This is a genomic window from Acidovorax sp. IB03 (genome assembly GCF_016406015.1).
Classification (GTDB): domain Bacteria; phylum Pseudomonadota; class Gammaproteobacteria; order Burkholderiales; family Burkholderiaceae_C; genus Acidovorax; species Acidovorax temperans.
In genome coordinates this window covers 1-18,593 of sequence record NZ_JAEFCH010000054.1, presented here as the reverse complement: position 1 = coordinate 18,593, position 18,593 = coordinate 1, and the positions used below count along the sequence as shown (strand labels likewise).

The 18,593-nt window shown below is 62.1% G+C and carries 23 protein-coding genes; 15 read left to right on the top strand and 8 right to left on the bottom strand.

What is annotated here, in order from left to right; translation table 11 throughout:
- Positions 1-124: 124 nt before the first annotated feature.
- Positions 125-631: a peroxiredoxin gene (locus tag IHV84_RS19085; protein WP_198848030.1), complete on the top strand. Its 507-nt coding sequence runs from the start codon at positions 125-127 to the stop codon at positions 629-631.
- 431 nt (positions 632-1,062) lie between these two features.
- On the opposite strand, the gene IHV84_RS19080 is transcribed toward IHV84_RS19085, so the two are convergent.
- Both IHV84_RS19080 and IHV84_RS19075 read right to left on the bottom strand, forming a co-directional pair.
- Complete coding sequence (locus IHV84_RS19080; protein ID WP_044397421.1) at positions 1,063-1,554, bottom strand: GNAT family N-acetyltransferase; 492 nt, start codon at positions 1,552-1,554, stop codon at positions 1,063-1,065.
- Positions 1,555-1,834: 280 nt separating this feature from the next.
- The gene (locus IHV84_RS19075) at positions 1,835-2,506 is read right to left on the bottom strand and encodes a cytochrome b/b6 domain-containing protein (protein ID WP_198848029.1); all 672 of its coding nucleotides are present in this window, start codon (positions 2,504-2,506) and stop codon (positions 1,835-1,837) included.
- Positions 2,507-2,696: 190 nt separating this feature from the next.
- Here IHV84_RS19075 and IHV84_RS19070 point away from each other — a divergent pair, with 190 nt between their 5' ends.
- The gene (locus IHV84_RS19070) at positions 2,697-3,152 is read left to right on the top strand and encodes a cytochrome c (protein WP_066787630.1); all 456 of its coding nucleotides are present in this window, start codon (positions 2,697-2,699) and stop codon (positions 3,150-3,152) included.
- 122 nt (positions 3,153-3,274) lie between these two features.
- On the opposite strand, the gene IHV84_RS19065 is transcribed toward IHV84_RS19070, so the two are convergent.
- The gene (locus IHV84_RS19065) at positions 3,275-3,778 is read right to left on the bottom strand and encodes a TlpA disulfide reductase family protein (RefSeq protein ID WP_066698686.1); all 504 of its coding nucleotides are present in this window, start codon (positions 3,776-3,778) and stop codon (positions 3,275-3,277) included.
- A 215-nt stretch (positions 3,779-3,993) separates the two neighbouring features.
- On the opposite strand from IHV84_RS19065, the gene IHV84_RS19060 reads away from it, so the two are divergent.
- The 4 genes from IHV84_RS19060 to ptsP all read left to right on the top strand — a co-directional run bounded on the left by IHV84_RS19060 (position 3,994) and on the right by ptsP (position 7,167).
- The gene (locus tag IHV84_RS19060; RefSeq protein WP_198848028.1) at positions 3,994-4,569 is read left to right on the top strand and encodes a hypothetical protein; all 576 of its coding nucleotides are present in this window, start codon (positions 3,994-3,996) and stop codon (positions 4,567-4,569) included.
- Positions 4,570-4,684: 115 nt separating this feature from the next.
- On the top strand, positions 4,685-5,134 hold the full coding sequence (locus tag IHV84_RS19055; protein ID WP_198848027.1) for a PTS sugar transporter subunit IIA: 450 nt from the start codon (positions 4,685-4,687) through the stop codon (positions 5,132-5,134).
- Entirely contained in the window at positions 5,103-5,372 is a 270-nt protein-coding gene (locus IHV84_RS19050; RefSeq protein ID WP_198848026.1) for an HPr family phosphocarrier protein, read from the top strand. The genes IHV84_RS19055 and IHV84_RS19050 overlap by 32 nt, the downstream gene beginning before the upstream one ends.
- A 55-nt stretch (positions 5,373-5,427) precedes the next feature.
- Positions 5,428-7,167 (top strand): phosphoenolpyruvate--protein phosphotransferase, encoded by a 1,740-nt coding sequence (ptsP, locus tag IHV84_RS19045; RefSeq protein ID WP_198848025.1) that lies wholly within the window; start codon positions 5,428-5,430, stop codon positions 7,165-7,167.
- Between the two features lie 101 nt (positions 7,168-7,268).
- Here ptsP and IHV84_RS19040 read toward each other — a convergent pair whose 3' ends face one another.
- The 5 genes from IHV84_RS19040 to IHV84_RS19020 all read right to left on the bottom strand — a co-directional run bounded on the left by IHV84_RS19040 (position 7,269) and on the right by IHV84_RS19020 (position 11,047).
- On the bottom strand, positions 7,269-8,102 hold the full coding sequence (locus IHV84_RS19040) for a DMT family transporter (RefSeq protein WP_198848031.1): 834 nt from the start codon (positions 8,100-8,102) through the stop codon (positions 7,269-7,271).
- 127 nt (positions 8,103-8,229) lie between these two features.
- Positions 8,230-8,997, bottom strand: a complete 768-nt coding sequence (locus IHV84_RS19035; protein ID WP_198848024.1) for an AraC family transcriptional regulator — start codon at positions 8,995-8,997, stop codon at positions 8,230-8,232.
- Positions 8,998-9,024: 27 nt separating this feature from the next.
- Positions 9,025-10,005 carry a lipoyl synthase gene (gene lipA, locus IHV84_RS19030; RefSeq protein ID WP_044397402.1) on the bottom strand — a complete coding sequence of 327 codons (981 nt, stop codon included), beginning with the start codon at positions 10,003-10,005 and terminating at the stop codon, positions 9,025-9,027.
- A 25-nt stretch (positions 10,006-10,030) separates the two neighbouring features.
- Positions 10,031-10,726 (bottom strand): lipoyl(octanoyl) transferase LipB, encoded by a 696-nt coding sequence (gene lipB, locus IHV84_RS19025; protein ID WP_198848023.1) that lies wholly within the window; start codon positions 10,724-10,726, stop codon positions 10,031-10,033.
- 3 nt (positions 10,727-10,729) lie between these two features.
- Complete coding sequence (locus tag IHV84_RS19020; RefSeq protein WP_198848022.1) at positions 10,730-11,047, bottom strand: YbeD family protein; 318 nt, start codon at positions 11,045-11,047, stop codon at positions 10,730-10,732.
- 276 nt (positions 11,048-11,323) lie between these two features.
- On the opposite strand from IHV84_RS19020, the gene IHV84_RS19015 reads away from it, so the two are divergent.
- From IHV84_RS19015 to IHV84_RS18975, 9 genes are all read left to right on the top strand, one after another.
- Complete coding sequence (locus IHV84_RS19015) at positions 11,324-11,797, top strand: ATP synthase subunit I (protein ID WP_198848021.1); 474 nt, start codon at positions 11,324-11,326, stop codon at positions 11,795-11,797.
- Positions 11,798-11,816: 19 nt separating this feature from the next.
- The gene (atpB, locus tag IHV84_RS19010) at positions 11,817-12,695 is read left to right on the top strand and encodes a F0F1 ATP synthase subunit A (protein ID WP_066698649.1); all 879 of its coding nucleotides are present in this window, start codon (positions 11,817-11,819) and stop codon (positions 12,693-12,695) included.
- Positions 12,696-12,756: 61 nt separating this feature from the next.
- Complete coding sequence (gene atpE, locus IHV84_RS19005; protein WP_044397394.1) at positions 12,757-13,026, top strand: F0F1 ATP synthase subunit C; 270 nt, start codon at positions 12,757-12,759, stop codon at positions 13,024-13,026.
- Positions 13,027-13,061: 35 nt separating this feature from the next.
- Positions 13,062-13,532, top strand: a complete 471-nt coding sequence (locus IHV84_RS19000) for a F0F1 ATP synthase subunit B (RefSeq protein WP_198848020.1) — start codon at positions 13,062-13,064, stop codon at positions 13,530-13,532.
- A 9-nt stretch (positions 13,533-13,541) separates the two neighbouring features.
- Positions 13,542-14,084, top strand: a complete 543-nt coding sequence (locus tag IHV84_RS18995; protein WP_198848019.1) for a F0F1 ATP synthase subunit delta — start codon at positions 13,542-13,544, stop codon at positions 14,082-14,084.
- Between the two features lie 44 nt (positions 14,085-14,128).
- Entirely contained in the window at positions 14,129-15,682 is a 1,554-nt protein-coding gene (atpA, locus tag IHV84_RS18990) for a F0F1 ATP synthase subunit alpha (protein WP_066698647.1), read from the top strand.
- An 18-nt stretch (positions 15,683-15,700) separates the two neighbouring features.
- Positions 15,701-16,567 carry a F0F1 ATP synthase subunit gamma gene (gene atpG, locus IHV84_RS18985; RefSeq protein WP_044397383.1) on the top strand — a complete coding sequence of 289 codons (867 nt, stop codon included), beginning with the start codon at positions 15,701-15,703 and terminating at the stop codon, positions 16,565-16,567.
- Between the two features lie 33 nt (positions 16,568-16,600).
- Complete coding sequence (gene atpD / locus IHV84_RS18980; protein WP_044397381.1) at positions 16,601-18,007, top strand: F0F1 ATP synthase subunit beta; 1,407 nt, start codon at positions 16,601-16,603, stop codon at positions 18,005-18,007.
- A 75-nt stretch (positions 18,008-18,082) separates the two neighbouring features.
- The gene (locus IHV84_RS18975; protein WP_066698696.1) at positions 18,083-18,499 is read left to right on the top strand and encodes a F0F1 ATP synthase subunit epsilon; all 417 of its coding nucleotides are present in this window, start codon (positions 18,083-18,085) and stop codon (positions 18,497-18,499) included.
- The last annotated feature ends 94 nt before the right edge of the window (positions 18,500-18,593 follow it).

Genomic DNA, 18,593 nt, shown 5'->3' with positions numbered 1-18,593 from the left:
GCAATCAATGAGGTCCCGGCGGGCGCTTAGCAACTCCTTAACGGAACGGCTAGCACAATGTGGGCCGTTTTGCTTTGTGGGGCCGCTTTCGATGCCCCGGCGATTCGCTCAAGGAGAAGATGCAATGATCAAGATTGGTGACAGCCTCCCCGCAACCACGCTGCTGGAGTACTCGGAAGTCGAAGGCGAAGGCTGCAGCATTGGCCCGAACCCCGTGCCGGTAGACAAAGCCACTGCTGGCAAGACCATTGCCCTGTTTGCTCTCCCTGGAGCGTTTACGCCGACCTGCTCGGCCAAGCATGTGCCTGGCTATCTGGAGAAGGCCGCCGAGTTCAAGGCTGCGGGCGTGGATGAAATCTGGTGTGTCAGCGTGAACGACGCCTTCGTGATGGGTGCCTGGGCGCGTGACCAGAAGACCGAAGGCAAGGTGCGCATGCTCGCCGACGGCGATGCCGCCTTCGCCAAGGCGACGGGCCTGACCCTGGATCTGACTGGCAAGGGCCTGGGCCTGCGCAGCAACCGCTATTCGATGCTGGTGCGCGACGGCAAGGTGGTGACGCTGAACGTCGAAGCGCCTGGTAAGTTCGAGGTAAGCGACGCTGCCACGTTGCTGGCCCAAGCCAAGGCTTGAGCGTTGAGCAAAGGCGCCTCACGATGCGTGGGGCGTGGAAGAGAAAAAAGGTGGCCTGAGCCACCTTTTTTCATGGGCGGCCGCTGGGGCGCATGAATGCTCGCCTAATGTGCTATCAAAAACAGAGCTACCTGCGCTTGCTGTAACTGCCTTCCATGCTGATTTGGCTATTGAAACGGTGGTGTGGGCTGGGTGGCTGACACAACGGGCTGTGCAAGCCGCAGCGATCAAACCCCAAGTGGTGGCGTGCTGGCACACGCATGGGATTGTTTCTTGATGAAGTCCGCACGATCATGTGCTGTACCACAGAGCTTGCCGAGCCAGACTTCTTTCCCAAGCCCCAGACCAGCGTGGGCGCCATGGCGCTGGCTGTGCCTTTGAGCGGATCGGCGGTGTGATCTCGATGGGTAGATCAACCCAACTCCACCGCCTCAGTCGATCTCCACTTTGAGGTAGTGCGCGCCTGCAATGGGGCTTTGGTAATAGGGGGGGATTTCCTCAAACCCCAGGTCGGCATACAGCGCGCGGGCGGATTCCATGTCGTCCAGTGTGTCCAGCAGCACGCAGGCGTAGCCGGCCTGGCGGGCGCAGTCGAGCATGGCCTCGGCCAGTTCGCGCCCCAGGCCAAAGCCCCGGAAGGCTTTGCGCACGTACAGGCGCTTCATCTCTGCGGCGTTGGGGTAGTCGGACGTGTCCAGGGGGCGCAGTGCGCAGCAGCCAGCAATCGCGCCTTCCACCTCGGCCAGCAGCAGTGCGCCGCGTGGCGGGGCATAGTCGCCGGGCAAGGCGGCCAACTCTTCGTCAAAGCCTTGAAAACACAGGTCGATGGCAAGGCTTTGGGCGTATTCGCGAAAGATGTCGCGCACCAGCTCCATGTCGCGGGGCGTGCTGGGCTGGCGCAGGAGAACGGCAGGCTTTTCCAAGGTACGAAGCGGGCAGGGAAAAACTGCAGTTTAGCGAAGCTCTCCAGGCCGTCGCAGACCGGTTGGTAAATGCTCTCAAAAGCGTAGCTGCTGGCGCTTTATACGTGGGCGCTAGAGCCACTTTTGATCAATTTTCATCTGCCGCGATGAGACTGCAGCTTCGGGCACACCAGGAAACGCTGCAAGGTTTTGCGATAGCAGGTGGGCGTGCAAAGGCGATGGTATCCCCCTCGCCCAGCTTCTGGCCAGACCGGGGCGCCACCACCCGAACGGTGCCGCATTACACCGTGCCCAGCCCCGCCACCCACCACGCCAACGCTGCGCAGGCCGCCAGCACCAGTGCAGCAGCCACGCGGCTGAGGGCGTCGTCACGCGATGCTGGCACGCCAGTGGGCAAGTGTTTGTCGCCATGCAGCATGGGGCGCACCAGGGTCTTGCGGCGCACCAGCGTGTAGTAGGCGATGGCCAGCAGGTGCAGCACCACCAGGCCGATCACGAGATATTGCCCCACGTCGGCATGGAACCAGGTGGCGCGGCCCACCCATTCGCCCGACACGAAGCGGGTGAGCGGCCCGGAAAAGGCAATTTCGTCGTCGCTGAGCAGCCCGCTGACCACCTGCGCTATCAGCACCCCCAGCAGTGCCAGCACCGACAGCGCCCCCAGTGGCGAGTGGCCTGCGCTCTCGGCCTCGGCACTGCTGCCTCGCAGGTAGCGCCACAGGCGGCCGGGCGTGGGCACAAAGCTGGCAAAGCGCGACCAGCGCCCGCCCACCAGGCCCCACACCAAGCGGAACGCCAGCAGCGCCAGCACCACATACCCCAGCCGCAGGTGCCACACCATGGCGTTACCGCCCACCTTGGCAGTCACCACCAATGCCACCACGCTGGCGGCCAGCAGCCAGTGGAACAGACGGGTGGGCAAGTCCCAGATGCGAATGGTGTGGGTGGGCATGAAGACTCCGTGGCCGGGTTGAGAAGCCCGATTGTGCGGCAGGAAGGTGACTGCGGGGCTTGCGCAAAGCCGGGGCGCCGAGGCTGCCGCTCAGGCACTGCGGCGGGCCCTGCAAATGTCAACCGCAGCAGGCATACTGCGCACGGGACGGCCATGGCCTCCCGCCCACAACACCCAAGGAAGTCCCACCATGAAAAAACTTGCCGCGTTCATCGTTACCGCCGCCGCAGCCGTTTTGTCGGCCCCGGCCTCTGCCCAGTTCGCCAAAGCCGAAGACGCCATCAAATACCGCCAAAGCGCGTTTTTCGTGATGGGCCAGCACTTTGGCCGCATTGGTGCCATGGCCAACGGCAAAGCTCCGTTCGACGCCAAGGCTGCGCAGGAAAGCGCCGACATCGTGGCGGTGATGTCCAAGCTGCCATGGGAAGCCTTTGGCGCGGGCACCGACAAGGGCGCGCCCACCAAGGCATTGCCCGCGATCTGGTCCGAGCAAGCCAAGTACAAGGAGCATGCCGACAAGCTGCAGGCCGAAGCCACCAAGCTCGCCGCCGCCGCCAAGACCGGCAACCTCGACAACCTGAAGGCCTCGTTCGGCGCGACTGCAGGCACCTGCAAGGCGTGCCACGACGCATTCCGTTCCAAGTAATTGGCTGGTGGCTTGCTGGTGCTATTGAAAAGATAGCTGCTGGCGCTTGCCCAGAAAGCGCAAAAGGCCCATTTCGTATGAAATGGGCCTTTTGCTTTTTGGTGCGGGGAAGTGCAGGTCGATCAGCTTTCAGCCAGCAGCTTTTCAATCAGCTGGTGCAGGGCGGGGAAGTCGGGGGCGCCCACGTAGCTTTTCACGATCTCGCCGCGCTTGTTGACGATGTAGGTGGTAGGCGTCAGGCGCACATCGCCCCAGGCCTTGGCCACCGCGCCGGTGTTGTCAATGGCGACCTTGAAGGGCAGCTTGCGCGTTTCGGCAAAGTTCACCACGTAACTGGGCGGGTCGTAGCTCATGGCGACCGCAATGGTGTCAAACCCGCGGCTGTTGAACTTCTGGTGGGTTGCGATGATTTCCGGCATCTCTGCCACGCAGGTGGTGCAGCTGGTGGCCCAGAAGTTCACCAGCGTGACCTTGCCGCGCAGGTCGGCCGTGGTCTGGCTGGAGCCGTCGAGCAGCACAAAGGTGCTCTCGGGCGCGGCGGTGCGGCCGGTGTCCAGGTACACGTAGGCGCCCACTGCCGCAAACGCCGCAACGGCCACGCCGGCCAACCAATGCTTCATACCCATGATGTCCTCTTGTTCACAAAGGCCGATGGCTCTTGAGCGGGAGCCCTGGCGTTCAGCGCTGGGGTGTGCGTGTCGCGCCCCAGGGAATGCTGCTGATTGTCCGTGATGTTGGGGAGTCCACCCACCCCATGCGGTCAACATTCAGCGAATGGGTGGAGTCGTGTCGGGGGCAGAAAGTTCAGCCTGGCCCCCGGGCTGCTGCCGATAATGGCTGCATGAAAACACGATGGATGGTTGTTGCCAGCGCGGCGCTGGCCGTGGCCCTGGCCGCTTGCAGCCCGGCGCTGAATTGGCGCAGTGTGGCGGTGCCCGATGCGGCCCTGCAGGTCATGCTGCCCTGCAAGCCCGACAACGCAGTGCGCACCGTTGAACTGGCGGGCGCACCGCTGGCACTCTCGTTGCTAAGCTGTGATGCCGATGGCGCAACGTTTGCCGTGTCGTACGCCACGCTGACCGACCCTGCGCGCGCCGGGGTGGCACTGGAGCATTGGCGTGCCGCCACGCTGGCGCGCATTGGCGTGGCGGTGCCTGCCGCCAACGCGCCCGCTTCCGGCGCTGCTGCGCCTGCGCAGATGCAGCCCTTTGTGCCCGCAGGCGCTATGGCGTTGCCCCAGGCCGTGCGCACCACGGTGCAGGGCCAGCGGCCCGATGGCACTGCCGTCACGGCCCACACGGCTTGGTTTGCGCGTGCGCTGGGCAGCGAGGTGCGCGTGTACCACGCGGTGGTGTTTGCCGACAAAGCGCGGCCCGCCGTGGCAGACACTTTTTTCGCCGGACTGGAACTGCGTTGAGCCCGCCAACGGCCCTCGCGGCTGACCTGGGTGGCTGGCTCAGCGTGCAACGGTGCGCTTTTCACCTGGGGCGTACAGCAGCCGCGCGCCATAATGCTTGGCAAACCGCCCACCCATGAGCACCAGCATCCTTCTCATTGCCCACGCCCCCCTGGCCCATGCGCTGCGCGAGTGCGCGCTGCATGTGTTTGCCGACTGTGGCGACGCCCTAGCCGCACTGGACGTGCCGCCCCATGAGCCGCCAGAACAGACGCTGGCGAATGCGCGCGCCTTGCTTGCAGGCCTGGCCACCGAGTCCACCCTGGTGCTGACCGACGTGTTTGGTGCCACGCCCTGCAACGTGGCCCAGCGCCTGGTGGACGGCGTGAACTCCCGCCTGGTCACCGGGGTCAACCTTCCCATGTTGCTGCGCGCGGTCAGCTACCGTGCCGAAACCCTGGATTCCCTCGTCTCCCGCGCTGTCGTGGGGGGCACCCAGGGGGTTATGCAGGTGGCCATTGCCGCACCACAAAACCAGACCCGACGCCCTATCCATGATCAAGACCCGTACGACCATCAGCAATAAGCTGGGCTTGCACGCCCGCGCCTCCGCCAAGCTCACCAAGCTGGCGGGCAGTTTCCCTTGTGACGTGTTCATGAGCCGTGGCGACCGCCGCATCAACGCCAAAAGCATCATGGGCGTGATGATGCTGGCCGCCGGCATGGGCACCGAAGTGGAATTGGAGACCAACGGAGAGCGCGAGCAGGAAGCCATGGACGCGCTGCTGGCGCTGATTGCCGACAAGTTTGGCGAGGGGGAGTGACCCCCGCCCAGGCCCGCCAGCGCCGCAGGGCGGGCCGCACACAGGAGACCGCCGAATGACTTTTTCCATCCATGGCTTGGCCGTTGCCCGGGGCATTGCCATTGGCCGCGCCGTGCTGGTGGCGTCCAGTCGGGTGGATGTGGCGCATTACTTCATCCAGCCCGAGCAGGTGGCGGCCGAGATCGAGCGCGTGCGCCAGGGCCGCAACACGGTGGTGGACGAGCTGCAGCGCCTGCAGGCCGACATGCCTGCCGACGCCCCGCACGAGTTGGGCGCGCTGCTGGATGTGCACCTGATGCTGCTGCAGGACGAGGCCCTGGAAGAGGGCGTCAAGCACTGGATTACCGAGCGCCTGTACAACGGCGAATGGGCGCTGACCACCCAGCTGGAGGTGATTGCGCGCCAGTTCGACGAGATGGAGGACGAGTACCTGCGCGAACGCAAGGCCGACCTGGAGCAGGTGGTCGAGCGCATCCTGCGCTACATGAAGGGCGTGGCCAGCCCTGTGGCGCCCCCCGTGAGCCAGCGGCGCAAGACGCAGCAAGACCTGCTGCTGGACGACACGGTGGACGTGCCCCTGGTGCTGGTGGCGCACGACCTGTCGCCGGCCGACATGCTGCAGTTCAAGCAAAGCGTATTTGCCGGCTTTGTGACGGATGTGGGTGGCAAGACCTCGCACACCGCCATCGTGGCGCGCAGCATGGACATTCCGGCCGTGGTGGGCGCACGCGCAGCCAGCCAGCTGGTGCGGCAGGACGACTGGGTCATCATCGACGGCGATGCCGGCGTGATGATCGTGGACCCTTCGCCCATCATCCTGGCCGAGTATGGTTTTCGCCAGCGTCAAGGCGAACTGGAGCGCGAGCGCCTGGCCCGCCTGCGCCACACCCCGGCCGTCACCATCGACGGCCAGAAGATCGAACTGCTGGCCAACATCGAACAGCCCGATGACGCCCCCGCCGCGGTGAAGGCTGGTGCGGTGGGCGTGGGCCTGTTCCGCAGTGAATTTCTTTTCATGGGCAAAACCGGCAACCTGCCGGGTGAGGAAGCCCAGTACCAGGCCTACCGCCAGGCGCTGGATGGCATGCAGGGCCTGCCCGTCACCATCCGCACCATCGACGTGGGTGCGGACAAGCCGCTGGACAAGGGCCACAAGGACAGCTACCTGAACCCCGCCCTGGGGCTGCGCGCCATCCGCTGGAGCCTGGCCGACCCGGCCATGTTCCGCACCCAGCTGCGTGCGGTGCTGCGTGCGGCGGCGCATGGCAAGGTCAAGCTGCTGTTTCCCATGCTGGCGCATGTGTCTGAAATCACCCAGACGCTGGCCCAGGTCGATCTGGCCCGTGCCGAGCTGGATGCGCGGGGCGTGGCCTACGGCCCTGTGCAACTGGGGGCGATGATCGAAATCCCCGCCGCGGCGCTCATGGTGCGCACCTTCTTCAAGTATTTCGACTTCCTGTCCATTGGCACCAACGATTTGATCCAGTACACGCTGGCAATTGACCGTGCTGACGAGTCCGTGGCCCACCTGTACGACCCGCTGCACCCCGCCGTGCTGCGGCTGGTGGCCGACGTGATTGCGGAAGGCCACGCGCAGGGCAAGGTGGTGTCGGTGTGTGGCGAAACGGCGGGCGATGTAAGCATGACGCGCCTGCTGCTGGGCCTGGGGCTGCGCAGCTTCTCCATGCACCCCGCGCAGATTTTGGCCGTGAAGCAGGAGGTGTTGCGGGCCGACACCCGCAAGCTGGCCCCTTGGGCGCAGCAAGTGCTGCAGGGCGAAGTGCCAGCCGCGTGATGGCTGGTGACGCCAAAAGCACTTGAACTGCTATATTTTTAATAGCTACTTGCGCTTGATTTGAAAGCGCTAGAGCCACTTTTGGTTCATAGTGAACCGCGCTAGCGAGCCCGCATCCCCATCACCGCAGCGCTGATGATCATGGCCGTGGCCAGGCCAATGCTCCAGCTGAAACTGCGGCCACTGACCACGATCAGCAGCGCGGTGGACGCCAGCGGTGTGATGTAGCTCAGGATGCCGATGTGCCGCGCATCGCCCAGCTTCAAGGCCTTGTCCCACAGGTAAAACGCGCCGCCCAGCGGGCCCAGGCCCAGCACGGCCAGCAAGCTCCAGTCGCGCGCCTGCAGTGTCACGCTGGGCTCCAGCAGCACATGGCACAGCAGCGACAAGGCGCCGGAAACCAGCCCGAACAAGCCAATCGCGGTGGTGGGGAAGGCCGTGACGCGTTTGGTCATCAACGAATAGGTAGCCCAGATGAACGCCGCCGCCGCTGCGGGAATGTAGCCCCAGGCCAGCGTGCCACTCAGTTCACGGCCGCCCACGATGGCAATCGCTGCGCCGCCAAACCCCAGCAGGGCCGCCACGACATGCGGCACCCGCAGCGCCACGCCGGGCAACACCACCGGGGCCAGCACCACGATGAACAGGGGCCACAGGTAGTTGACGAGGTTGGCCTCCACCGGCGGCGCATGCCGCAGCGCGATGAACAGCAGGAAGTGGTACGCAAACAGGCCATAAACGCCCAGTGCCAGCGTGCGCATGGGAATACGCCACTGCGACGGATCGCGCAGCACAAAGGGCCAGGCCGGCACGCTGCCGATGATGAGCGTGATGCCGGTGAGCAAGAAGGGCGGAATGTGCGTGAGCGACACGCCCAGCGAGGCGAGAGAAGCCCACAGGGCAATGGCGCCCAGGGCGTAGAGATTGGCTTGCAAGGGAGAAGAAGACATGCGCCGACTGTATGCGTTTTGCAGGGCACTCCATCGTCGTGCAGCACCGGAATATCGTCGCGCTGCGATGGTTGTGGCGGCCGTGGCGGGCACGCTCAGCCGTGCTTTGGGGTCACTGGGTTTTTGCTGCCTGCTCGGCCAGCGCATCGCGGCGCAAGGCGGCCGTCAATGCTGAAGGAGATCGGTACCCCGTGGCGCTCGCTACCGCGGCCACTGGCATGCCGCTGGCCCGCAAAAGCCGTGCGTGGGCCAGGCGCTGTTGGCGCAGCCACTCGATGGCGCCCAGGCCCAGCTCATCGCGGCAGCGTGCGGTGAACTGGCTGGGGCTGAGGTGCACACGCCGGGCCAGGTCGGCCACGGTGATTTCCTGGTGCCATTCGCGCGCTGCCCATTGCTGCAGCCGCTCCCAGTCAATGGCACGCCGGCGGGAGTTGCCAGAAGCGGAGGGCGCGCCAGTGGGCAGGCTGTGCGCGGGCGAAGGTGGTGTGCCGGAGCCACCTGCCAGCCAGGCCTCCAGCAGCAGCGCCGGTCCATGGGCTTGCGCCAGGGGCCGCCCCTGCTGCAGAGCATGGGCCAGGTACTGCGCCAACGGGTGTGCGTGGGAAGGTGGTGCTGCCGCGCGCTGCAGGCACTGCGCCCAGCCGGGTTGGGTGCTGTCCAGCACCAGGCACAAGCTGCCCCGCTGGGCTTCAAAGTCGTGTCGCGCGCCGGGTCTGATCACGCAGCATTCGCCCTGGGCCACGCGTTGCCCTCGGCCTTCAATCTCCAGCTCCAGCGCGCCTTCCAGGCCGAACAGCACCTGGAAGTGATTGTGGCTGTGGCTGCCGGGCGAAGGCCCGTAGCGCCGCAGTGACAGGGCATCTGCGGCGGCGGGCTGCATGGCGATTGGGGCGTGCTGCGGCCGGGCTTACACGCCGGCGGCGTGGGCCTGCTGGTCGGCGTGGTAGCTGCTGCGCACCATGGCGCCCACGGCGGCGTGGCTGAAGCCCATCTTGTAGGCCTCTTCCTCGAACATCTTGAAGGTGTCGGGGTGAACGTAGCGGCGCACGGGCAGGTGGCTGTTGCTGGGGGCGAGGTACTGGCCAATCGTCAGCATGTCGATGTTGTGTGCGCGCATGTCGCGCATCACCTGCAGTATCTCTTCGTCCGTCTCGCCCAGGCCCACCATGATGCCGCTCTTGGTAGGCACGTTGGGGTGTAGTTCCTTGAACTTCTTGAGCAGGTTCAGGCTGAATTGGTAGTCGGAGCCGGGTCGCGCTTCCTTGTACAGGCGCGGTGCGGTCTCCAGGTTGTGGTTCATCACGTCGGGCGGCGCGGCCTTGAGGATTTCAAGGGCGCGGTCATCGCGGCCGCGGAAGTCGGGCGTGAGGATCTCGATCTGCGTGCTGGGCGAGAGTTCGCGAATGCGCTGGATGCATTCCACGAAATGGCCCGAGCCGCCATCGCGCAGGTCGTCGCGGTCCACGCTGGTAATCACCACATACTTGAGCTTGAGGGCGGCAATGGTGCGTGCCAGGTTCAGCGGCTCGTCCTTGTCCAGCGGGTCGGGGCGGCCATGGCCCACGTCGCAGAACGGGCAGCGGCGCGTGCACTTGTCACCCATGATCATGAAGGTGGCCGTGCCCTTGCCAAAGCACTCGCCAATGTTGGGGCACGAGGCTTCTTCGCACACCGTGTGCAGCTTGTGCTCGCGCAGGATTTCCTTGATCTCGTAGAAGCGCGTGGTGGGGCTGCCTGCCTTCACACGAATCCAGTCGGGCTTCTTGAGCACTTCGCCTTGCTCGACCTTGATTGGAATGCGCGACAGCTTGGCCGCAGCCTTCTGTTTGGCCAAGGGGTTGTAGGCTTCGGTGGATTGCGCTTCGCGGACGACTTCAGGAGTGCTCATGGCGTGTGGGGCGGCGTGGGGGGAATCAGGGTGCCAGACGCATGCTGAGCTGTTGGCCCAGCACCTGCGCGGCTTCTTCCCAGGTGGTCGAGACCCCGATTGTAGAAAGGTCCACGGTTTGCAAACCTGCGTAACCGCAAGGGTTGATGCGGCCGTAGGGCTCCAGGTCCATGTCCACGTTGAGCGCCACGCCGTGGTAGGTGCAGTGGCGGCTCACCTTGATGCCCAACGCGGCGATCTTGCCCAGGCCGGTGAAGTCGGGTTCTGGCGCTGCGGTGCCTTCGCGCTTTTGGGGGCGCTGCGGCAGCAGGGCGTGGCTGTGGGGATCGTCCAGCCGCACGTAGATGCCGGGCGCACCCGCGACGCGGTGACCGGTGACGCCGAAATGGTCCAGGGTGCGGATCACGGCTTCTTCCACGCGGTAGACGTATTCCTTGACGTAGTAACCCGCGCGTTGCAGGTCGATGAGCGGATAGGCCACCACCTGCCCCGGCCCGTGGAAGGTGACCTGCCCGCCGCGATTGGTGGCGATCACCGGAATTTCACCCGGGTTCAGGATGTGATCTTTTTTGCCTGCTAGCCCTTGTGTGTAAAGCGGTGGGTGCTCACAAATCAAGAGCAAATCAGGGCTGTCTGGCGTGCGTGTGGCGGTGTAGTCCTGCATGGACTGCACGGTGGCCGCATAGTCCACGCGGCCCAGCATGCGCGTCTCGATGGCCATGGCTTACAGGGCGTACTTCACCAGAGGGTGTGAGGTGAGTGCGCGGTAGAAGTTGTCCAGGTGCTCGCGGCTGGTGGCCGTGATGGTGATGGTCAGGCTGATGTATTTGCCGCCTGAGCTGTCGCGCTGGGCGATGCTGGCAGGGTCCAGAAACGGGTCGTGGCGCTGGGCCAACGCTGCCATCTGCAGAAAAAAGTCATCCGTCTTGAGCCCCATGACCTTGACCGGGAACAAGCAGGGGTATTCGATGAGCGAATCTTTGCGAGGGTCTGGGGTGGTGTCGTCCAGGCCGTTGGATGAAGGGGGCACAGAAGATGTCATGGTCGGTAGTGCTTCGTTTTTGGTAGCGGGCTAGGCTTTTCGGGTGTGTCTTGGCGCCCGGATCGATAGCGCCGCATTGTGCGCCAAGGCGCTCGTTTTGCCGCTTGTTTCAGGCCTTGGAAGCGATGGTTTCTCGTTGGTGCATCACCACAAGCAGAAGGGGCGGCGCACCGCATTTGTACCCGCCATGTGGAATTTTCCATGCACCAACGGGTTTTTACTTATAATTAGAGGCTTTGTAAAAGTTGCGGTCTTTAACGCGGACGTCATTCACCGATGAAAACAATCGCGCCAGAGACCGAAACTGAGGCTGAAGATTCTGATTTCAAGCCCCTGACAGCCCAAGAGGCTGAGCAGTGGCGGCGTCGCAATCCGCCGGTATCGCCATGGAAGGTGGTGCTGGGGCAGTCGCTGGTTGGAGTGGTGGTGGCGTTGGTCGCCTGGATGTGGACTCAAGATGTCCGCGCGGGTTGGTCGGCCGCCTATGGTTCCTTGGCGGTGGTGGTTCCAGCGGCGCTGTTTGCGTATGGCGTTTTGCGCCAGAAATCAGCACCTCGCCCGGGTCTTGCCATGCTGGGATTCGTTGGGTGGGAAGCAGCCAAGATTGTGCTCACGATTGCACTGCTGGTTGCCGCGCCCCGGGTGGTGCCAGGTCTGAACTGGCCCGCTCTGGTGGCGGGGTTGGTGATCACAATGAAAACGTACTGGGTTGCACTGATGGTGCGGCCCGGTGTTCGAAAAACCGATTGATATAGAGAAGAGTAGTCCGATGGCCGCAGAAGCGCATGCCCCGACCGCAAGTGAATATATCGTTCACCATTTGCAGCATTTGCAGAACATTCCGCAAAAAGCCATTGTTGACTTCTCGGTGGTCAACATCGACTCTTTGATCACCGCTCTGGTGGTTGGTTTCATTGGCTTGTTCATTTTGTGGCTGGGTGCGCGCAAGGCCACTTCCGGTGTTCCTGGTCGCTTCCAGGCGGCTGTGGAAATCCTGGTGGAAATGGTGGACACCCAAACCAAGGCCAATATCAAGAACGCCAACAGCCGCAAGTTCATTGCTCCGATGGCGCTGACTGTGTTCGTCTGGATTTTCATGATGAACGCCATGGACATGCTGCCCGTGGATCTGCTGCCCGCCATCTGGACCAAGATCTATGCCGCGATGGGCCACGATCCGCACCACGCTTACCTGCGTGTCGTGCCCACGGCTGACCTGTCCACCACGCTGGGCTTGGCCGTTTCCATTCTGTTGCTGAGCTTGTACTACAGCGTCAAGATCAAGGGCGCTGGTGGCTGGGGCCACGAACTGGTGAGCGCACCATTCGGCTCTAGCAAGAACCCTCTTTTTGCCGTGATCCTGGGTCTCATCAACGTGACCATGCAGATCATCGAATACGTGGCCAAGGCGGTTTCGCATGGCATGCGGTTGTTCGGCAACATGTACGCTGGTGAGTTGGTGTTCCTGCTGATCGCCCTGATGGGTGGCGCTGCTGCAATGTCGCTTCCTGGTGTGCTGCTCCCCGTGGGGCACGTCATTGCGGGTTCGCTCTGGGCAATCTTCCACATCTTGGTGATTACCTTGCAGGCGTTCATTTTCATGATGCTGGCGCTGATTTACCTCGGCCAGGCCCATGAGGCCCACTGACCCTTTGTTTCGTTTTCGTTTCCTTTCTCTTTAACCTTTCTTTTTTCACTCAGGAGTAATCATGGAAAACATTCTCGGCTTCGTCGCTCTGGCTTGCGGTCTGATTGTGAGCCTCGGCGCTATCGGCGCTTCGATCGGTATCGCTCTGATGGGTGGCAAGTTCCTGGAATCTTCTGCTCGCCAGCCTGAACTGATCAACGAACTGCAAACCAAGATGTTCATCTTGGCCGGTCTGATCGACGCTGCGTTCCTGATCGGTGTTGCTATCGCTCTGCTGTTTGCTTTCGCAAACCCCTTTGCCGCTACGTTCCTGGCCAGCGTTCCAAAGTAATTCCCGTCAACGCCATCTCTTAGAAAGGTGTTGCCGTGAGTATCAACGCGACCCTGTTCTTTCAGATCATCGTCTTTTTCGTGCTGGTGTGGTTCACGATGAAATTCGTGTGGCCGCCCATCACCAAGGCGTTGGATGAACGAGCCCAGAAAATCGCCGATGGCCTCTCTGCTGCCGAACGTGCCAAGACCGAACTCGCCGCTGCTGACCAGCTGGTGAAGAAGGAATTGGCCCAAGCCAGCAATGAGACGGCCTCGCGTCTTGCGGACGCCGACCGCCGTGCCCAAGCCATCATCGAAGAAGCCAAAGCCCGTGCCACGGAAGAAGCCAACAAGATTGTGGCTGCTGCCCAGGCTGAGGTTGAGCAACAGACGGTGCGAGCACGTGAAGCCCTGCGCGAGCAGGTGGCCGCGTTGGCTGTCAAGGGTGCCGAGCAGATTCTCCGCAAGGAAGTCAATGCCGGTGTCCATGCAGACTTGCTTAACCGCCTGAAGACCGAGCTGTAAGGGGACAACATGGCTGAACTCGCCACCATTGCTCGCCCTTACGCAGAAGCCTTGTTCAAGGCTATGACTGCCAGCGCGGGCGTCGATCTGGACAGCACGACTGTCTGGCTCGACGAGCTGGCGGCGATTGCCGCCACCCCCGAGCTTCGCCAGCTGGCGGACAACCCCAAGGTAACGGCAGACCAGGTGTTTGCCGTTTTTACGGGTGTTGCGCGTTCTGCGCTGCCCGACATGGCCAAAAACTTCCTGCGCACCATCATCGACAACGGGCGTATCAATGCGCTGGGCGAAGTGGCTGTGCAGTATCGTGCCCTCGTGAATCGCCGCAGCGGCTCCTCGGATGCCGTGGTGCAAAGCGCATTTCCTCTGGACAATGCCGCGCTGGCTGAAGTGGGTGGAGCGCTGGAAAAGCGCTTCGGCCGCAAGCTCAATCTCTCCGTTCAGCTGGACGAGTCCCTGATCGGTGGCATTCGCGTAGTGGTGGGTGACGAAGTGCTGGACACTTCGGTCAAGGCCCGTCTTGAACAAATGAAAGCGGCCCTTGTTGCGTAACGCGCAGCGAGGTCTTAGCGAACCAAAGAAAGAAGGAAAGAGTCATGCAACTCAATCCCGCAGAAATTTCTGAACTCATCAAGAGCCGCATCGAAGGGCTGGCCGCCAGCAGCGATATCCGCAACCAGGGCACCGTGGTGTCTGTGTCTGACGGTATCGTGCGCGTTCACGGCCTGTCGGACGTGATGCAAGGCGAAATGCTGGAGTTCCCTGCCACCAAGGACGGTCAAGCCTCCTATGGTCTGGCTCTGAACCTCGAGCGCGACTCCGTCGGCGCCGTGATTTTGGGTGAGTACGAACACATCTCCGAAGGCGACACCGTCAAGTGCACGGGCCGCATTCTGGAAGTGCCCGTGGGCCCCGAGCTGGTGGGCCGCGTGGTGAACGCGCTGGGTCAGCCTATCGACGGCAAGGGCCCCATCAACGCCAAGCTCACCGACGTGATCGAGAAGGTTGCTCCTGGCGTGATCGCACGTAAGTCTGTGGACCAGCCTCTGCAAACCGGCCTGAAGTCCATCGACTCCATGGTTCCTGTGGGCCGTGGTCAGCGCGAGCTGATCATTGGTGACCGTCAGACCGGCAAGACCGCTGTGGCCATCGACGCGATCATTGCGCAAAAGGGCCAGGGCGTTACCTGTATCTACGTGGCGATCGGCCAAAAGGCTTCCTCGATCAAGAACGTGGTGCGTGCTCTGGAGCAAGCTGGCGCGATGGAATACACCATCGTCGTTGCTGCTTCCGCTTCTGAATCCGCAGCGATGCAATACGTGTCGGCCTACTCTGGCTGCACGATGGGTGAGTACTTCCGCGACCGCGGCGAAGACGCCCTGATCGTGTACGACGACCTGTCCAAGCAAGCTGTGGCCTACCGCCAAGTTTCTCTGCTGCTGCGTCGTCCACCAGGCCGCGAAGCTTATCCTGGCGACGTGTTCTATCTCCACAGCCGTCTGCTGGAGCGCGCAGCCCGCGTGAACGCTGACTACGTCGAAGCCTTCACCAAGGGTGAAGTCAAGGGCAAGACCGGTTCGTTGACAGCTCTGCCTATCATCGAAACGCAAGCCGGTGACGTGTCTGCATTCGTGCCTACCAACGTGATTTCGATCACTGACGGTCAGATCTTCCTGGAAACCAGCCTGTTTAACGCCGGTATCCGTCCCGCCATCAACGCCGGTATCTCGGTGTCGCGCGTGGGTGGTGCTGCCCAGACCAAGCTGGTGAAGAACCTGTCCGGCGGTATCCGTACCGACTTGGCCCAGTACCGTGAACTGGCTGCGTTCGCGCAGTTCGCTTCCGATCTGGACGAAGCCACCCGCAAGCAGCTGGACCGCGGCGCCCGCGTGACCGAATTGCTCAAGCAAGCACAGTACAGCCCCCTGTCCATCTCGTTGATGGGCGCAACGCTGTTCGCTGTGAACAAGGGCTTCATGGACGATATCGACGTCAAGAAGGTTCTGAGCTTCGAACACGGCCTGCACCAATTCCTGAAAACCAGCCACGCCGCATTGCTGGCCAAGCTGGAACAGGCCAAGGCCATGGACAAGGATGCTGAAGCCGAATTGACCGCTGCCATCGCCGCGTTCAAGAAGACGTTCGCTTAATCCGGACGAGGAGCCATCATGGCAGCAGGCAAGGAAATACGCGGCAAGATCAAATCGGTGGAAAACACCAAGAAGATCACCAAAGCCATGGAGATGGTGGCCGCATCCAAAATGCGCAAGGCGCAGGACCGGATGCGTGCAGCTCGTCCCTACAGCGAAAAGATCCGCAACATTGCAGCCAACCTCGGCAAGGCCAACCCTGAGTACACGCATCCGTTCATGCAAGTGAACGATGCGAAAGTGGCAGGCGTCATCGTGGTCACCACGGACAAGGGTTTGTGCGGTGGCATGAACACCAACGTGCTGCGCACGGTGACGACCAAGCTGCGTGAACTTCAAGCGGCAGGCATCTCTGCGGAAACCGTAGCCATTGGCAACAAGGGCTTCAGTTTCCTGAACCGGGTGGGTGCCAAGGTGGTTTCGCATGTGACAGGTCTGGGCGATACGCCCCATCTGGACAAGCTGATTGGCCCTGTGAAGGTGCTGCTGGACGCCTATGCGGAAGGCAAGATCAACGCGGTGTATCTGAGCTACACCAAGTTCATCAACACCATGAAGCAAGAGTCGGTGGTGGAGCAACTGCTTCCACTGTCGTCCGAGCAGATGCAGGCTGACAAGACGGAACATAGCTGGGAATACATCTATGAGCCGGACGCACAAACCGTGATCGACGAGCTGCTGGTGCGCTATGTCGAGTCGCTGATTTACCAGGCAGTTGCAGAAAACATGGCGTCTGAGCAATCGGCGCGCATGGTGGCCATGAAGGCCGCAACGGACAACGCCGGCAGCGTCATTGGTGAGTTGAAGCTGGTCTACAACAAGACGCGTCAAGCAGCGATCACGAAAGAACTTTCGGAAATCGTCGCAGGCGCCGCCGCTGTGTAAGCAGCTCGACATACAACATTATTGGAGCGAAAAATGGCTCAAGTGCAAGGCAAGATTGTTCAATGTATCGGCGCTGTGGTGGACGTTGAGTTCCCACGCGACCAGATGCCCAAGATTTACGATGCTCTGAAGCTGGAAGGTTCGGCTCTGACGCTGGAAGTTCAGCAACAGCTGGGCGACGGCGTGGTGCGTACCATTGCCCTGGGTTCGTCCGACGGCCTGCGCCGTGGCCTGATGGTGACCAACACTGGCAACCCCATCACAGTGCCCGTGGGCAAGGCCACCCTGGGCCGCATCATGGACGTGCTGGGCACGCCCATCGACGAGCGTGGTCCTGTGGGTCAGGAACTGACGGCTTCCATTCACCGCAAGGCTCCTGCGTACGACGAACTGTCGCCATCGCAGGAACTGCTGGAAACCGGCATCAAGGTGATCGACTTGGTCTGCCCGTTCGCCAAGGGCGGTAAGGTGGGTCTGTTCGGTGGCGCCGGTGTGGGCAAGACCGTGAACATGATGGAACTCATCAACAACATCGCCAAGGCCCACAGCGGTCTGTCGGTGTTCGCTGGTGTGGGTGAGCGTACCCGCGAAGGGAACGACTTCTATCACGAAATGGCCGATTCCGGCGTGGTGAACCTGGAGAAGCTCGAAGACTCCAAGGTGGCCATGGTGTACGGTCAGATGAATGAGCCCCCAGGCAACCGTCTGCGCGTGGCCCTGACAGGTCTGACCATTGCGGAATCTTTCCGTGACGAAGGCCGTGACGTGCTGTTCTTCGTGGACAACATCTACCGCTATACGCTGGCCGGTACCGAAGTGTCCGCTCTGCTGGGCCGTATGCCTTCCGCCGTGGGCTACCAGCCTACGCTGGCCGAAGAAATGGGCCGCCTGCAAGAGCGTATTACGTCCACCAAGGTCGGTTCGATCACTTCCATCCAGGCAGTGTACGTGCCAGCGGATGACTTGACCGACCCATCGCCTGCCACGACGTTCGCTCACTTGGACTCCACCGTGGTGTTGTCCCGTGACATCGCTTCGCTGGGTATCTACCCTGCCGTGGATCCTCTGGACTCCACCAGCCGTCAGCTGGACCCTAACGTGGTGGGCGAAGACCACTACGCGACGGCCCGTGCTGTGCAGGGTACCCTGCAGCGCTACAAGGAACTGCGCGACATCATCGCCATTCTGGGCATGGACGAACTGGCTCCCGAAGACAAGCTGGCCGTGGCCCGCGCTCGGAAGATCCAGCGTTTCCTGTCGCAGCCTTTCCACGTGGCTGAAGTGTTCACGGGCTCGCCTGGCAAGTACGTTCCACTGTCGGAAACCATCCGTGGTTTCAAGATGATTGTGAACGGCGAATGCGATCACCTGCCAGAACAAGCGTTCTACATGGTCGGTACCATCGACGAAGCCTTCGAAAAGGCCAAGAAGGTTGCCTGATTGCCCGAGGGCTGAGCAACTGATTTGTTCAGCCCCCTGTAGCAGTCAAGCCCCCACCTTTTCCTAGGAGCAATGATGAACACTATCCACGTTGATGTGGTCAGCGCCGAAGAGTCCATCTTCTCGGGTGAAGCGCGTTTTGTCGCGTTGCCTGGTGAAGCTGGCGAGTTGGGCATTTACCCCCGCCATACCCCGCTGATCACCCGCATCAAACCCGGTTCGGTGCGCATCGAAATGGCAGACGGCAACGAAGAGTTTGTTTTCGTGGCCGGTGGCATTCTGGAAGTTCAGCCCAACTGCGTGACGGTTCTGTCTGACACCGCCATCCGCGGCAAGGATCTGGACGATGAAAAGGCAAATGCCGCCAAGGCAGCTGCCGAAGAAGCGCTCAAGAACGCCAAGAGCGATCTCGATTTGGCCAAGGCCCAGTCAGAACTGGCTGTGATGGCTGCCCAGATTGCTGCTCTGCGCAAGTACCGCCAGAAGAAGTAACTTCGCGCCGCGGAGCCTTACTCAAAAAACCCGGCCCCTGCCCAATGCCAGTCAGTTAAGAGCTGACTGGCATTTTTTTCGTTGGGAATTTGGA

Bases quoted from the DNA above. Each gene is read 5' to 3' on its own strand.
- IHV84_RS19085 (WP_198848030.1), top strand. From the start codon at position 125: ATGATCAAGATTGGTGACAGCCTCCCCGCAACCACGCTGCTGGAGTAC.
- IHV84_RS19075 (WP_198848029.1), bottom strand. From the start codon at position 2,506: ATGCCCACCCACACCATTCGCATCTGGGACTTGCCCACCCGTCTGTTC.
- IHV84_RS19070 (WP_066787630.1), top strand. From the start codon at position 2,697: ATGAAAAAACTTGCCGCGTTCATCGTTACCGCCGCCGCAGCCGTTTTG.
- IHV84_RS19065 (WP_066698686.1), bottom strand. From the start codon at position 3,778: ATGGGTATGAAGCATTGGTTGGCCGGCGTGGCCGTTGCGGCGTTTGCG.
- IHV84_RS19060 (WP_198848028.1), top strand. From the start codon at position 3,994: ATGAAAACACGATGGATGGTTGTTGCCAGCGCGGCGCTGGCCGTGGCC.
- IHV84_RS19055 (WP_198848027.1), top strand. From the start codon at position 4,685: ATGAGCACCAGCATCCTTCTCATTGCCCACGCCCCCCTGGCCCATGCG.
- IHV84_RS19050 (WP_198848026.1), top strand. From the start codon at position 5,103: ATGATCAAGACCCGTACGACCATCAGCAATAAGCTGGGCTTGCACGCC.
- ptsP (WP_198848025.1), top strand. From the start codon at position 5,428: ATGACTTTTTCCATCCATGGCTTGGCCGTTGCCCGGGGCATTGCCATT.
- IHV84_RS19035 (WP_198848024.1), bottom strand. From the start codon at position 8,997: ATGCAGCCCGCCGCCGCAGATGCCCTGTCACTGCGGCGCTACGGGCCT.
- lipA (WP_044397402.1), bottom strand. From the start codon at position 10,005: ATGAGCACTCCTGAAGTCGTCCGCGAAGCGCAATCCACCGAAGCCTAC.
- lipB (WP_198848023.1), bottom strand. From the start codon at position 10,726: ATGGCCATCGAGACGCGCATGCTGGGCCGCGTGGACTATGCGGCCACC.
- IHV84_RS19020 (WP_198848022.1), bottom strand. From the start codon at position 11,047: ATGACATCTTCTGTGCCCCCTTCATCCAACGGCCTGGACGACACCACC.
- IHV84_RS19015 (WP_198848021.1), top strand. From the start codon at position 11,324: ATGAAAACAATCGCGCCAGAGACCGAAACTGAGGCTGAAGATTCTGAT.
- atpB (WP_066698649.1), top strand. From the start codon at position 11,817: ATGGCCGCAGAAGCGCATGCCCCGACCGCAAGTGAATATATCGTTCAC.
- atpE (WP_044397394.1), top strand. From the start codon at position 12,757: ATGGAAAACATTCTCGGCTTCGTCGCTCTGGCTTGCGGTCTGATTGTG.
- IHV84_RS18995 (WP_198848019.1), top strand. From the start codon at position 13,542: ATGGCTGAACTCGCCACCATTGCTCGCCCTTACGCAGAAGCCTTGTTC.
- atpA (WP_066698647.1), top strand. From the start codon at position 14,129: ATGCAACTCAATCCCGCAGAAATTTCTGAACTCATCAAGAGCCGCATC.
- atpG (WP_044397383.1), top strand. From the start codon at position 15,701: ATGGCAGCAGGCAAGGAAATACGCGGCAAGATCAAATCGGTGGAAAAC.
- atpD (WP_044397381.1), top strand. From the start codon at position 16,601: ATGGCTCAAGTGCAAGGCAAGATTGTTCAATGTATCGGCGCTGTGGTG.
- IHV84_RS18975 (WP_066698696.1), top strand. From the start codon at position 18,083: ATGAACACTATCCACGTTGATGTGGTCAGCGCCGAAGAGTCCATCTTC.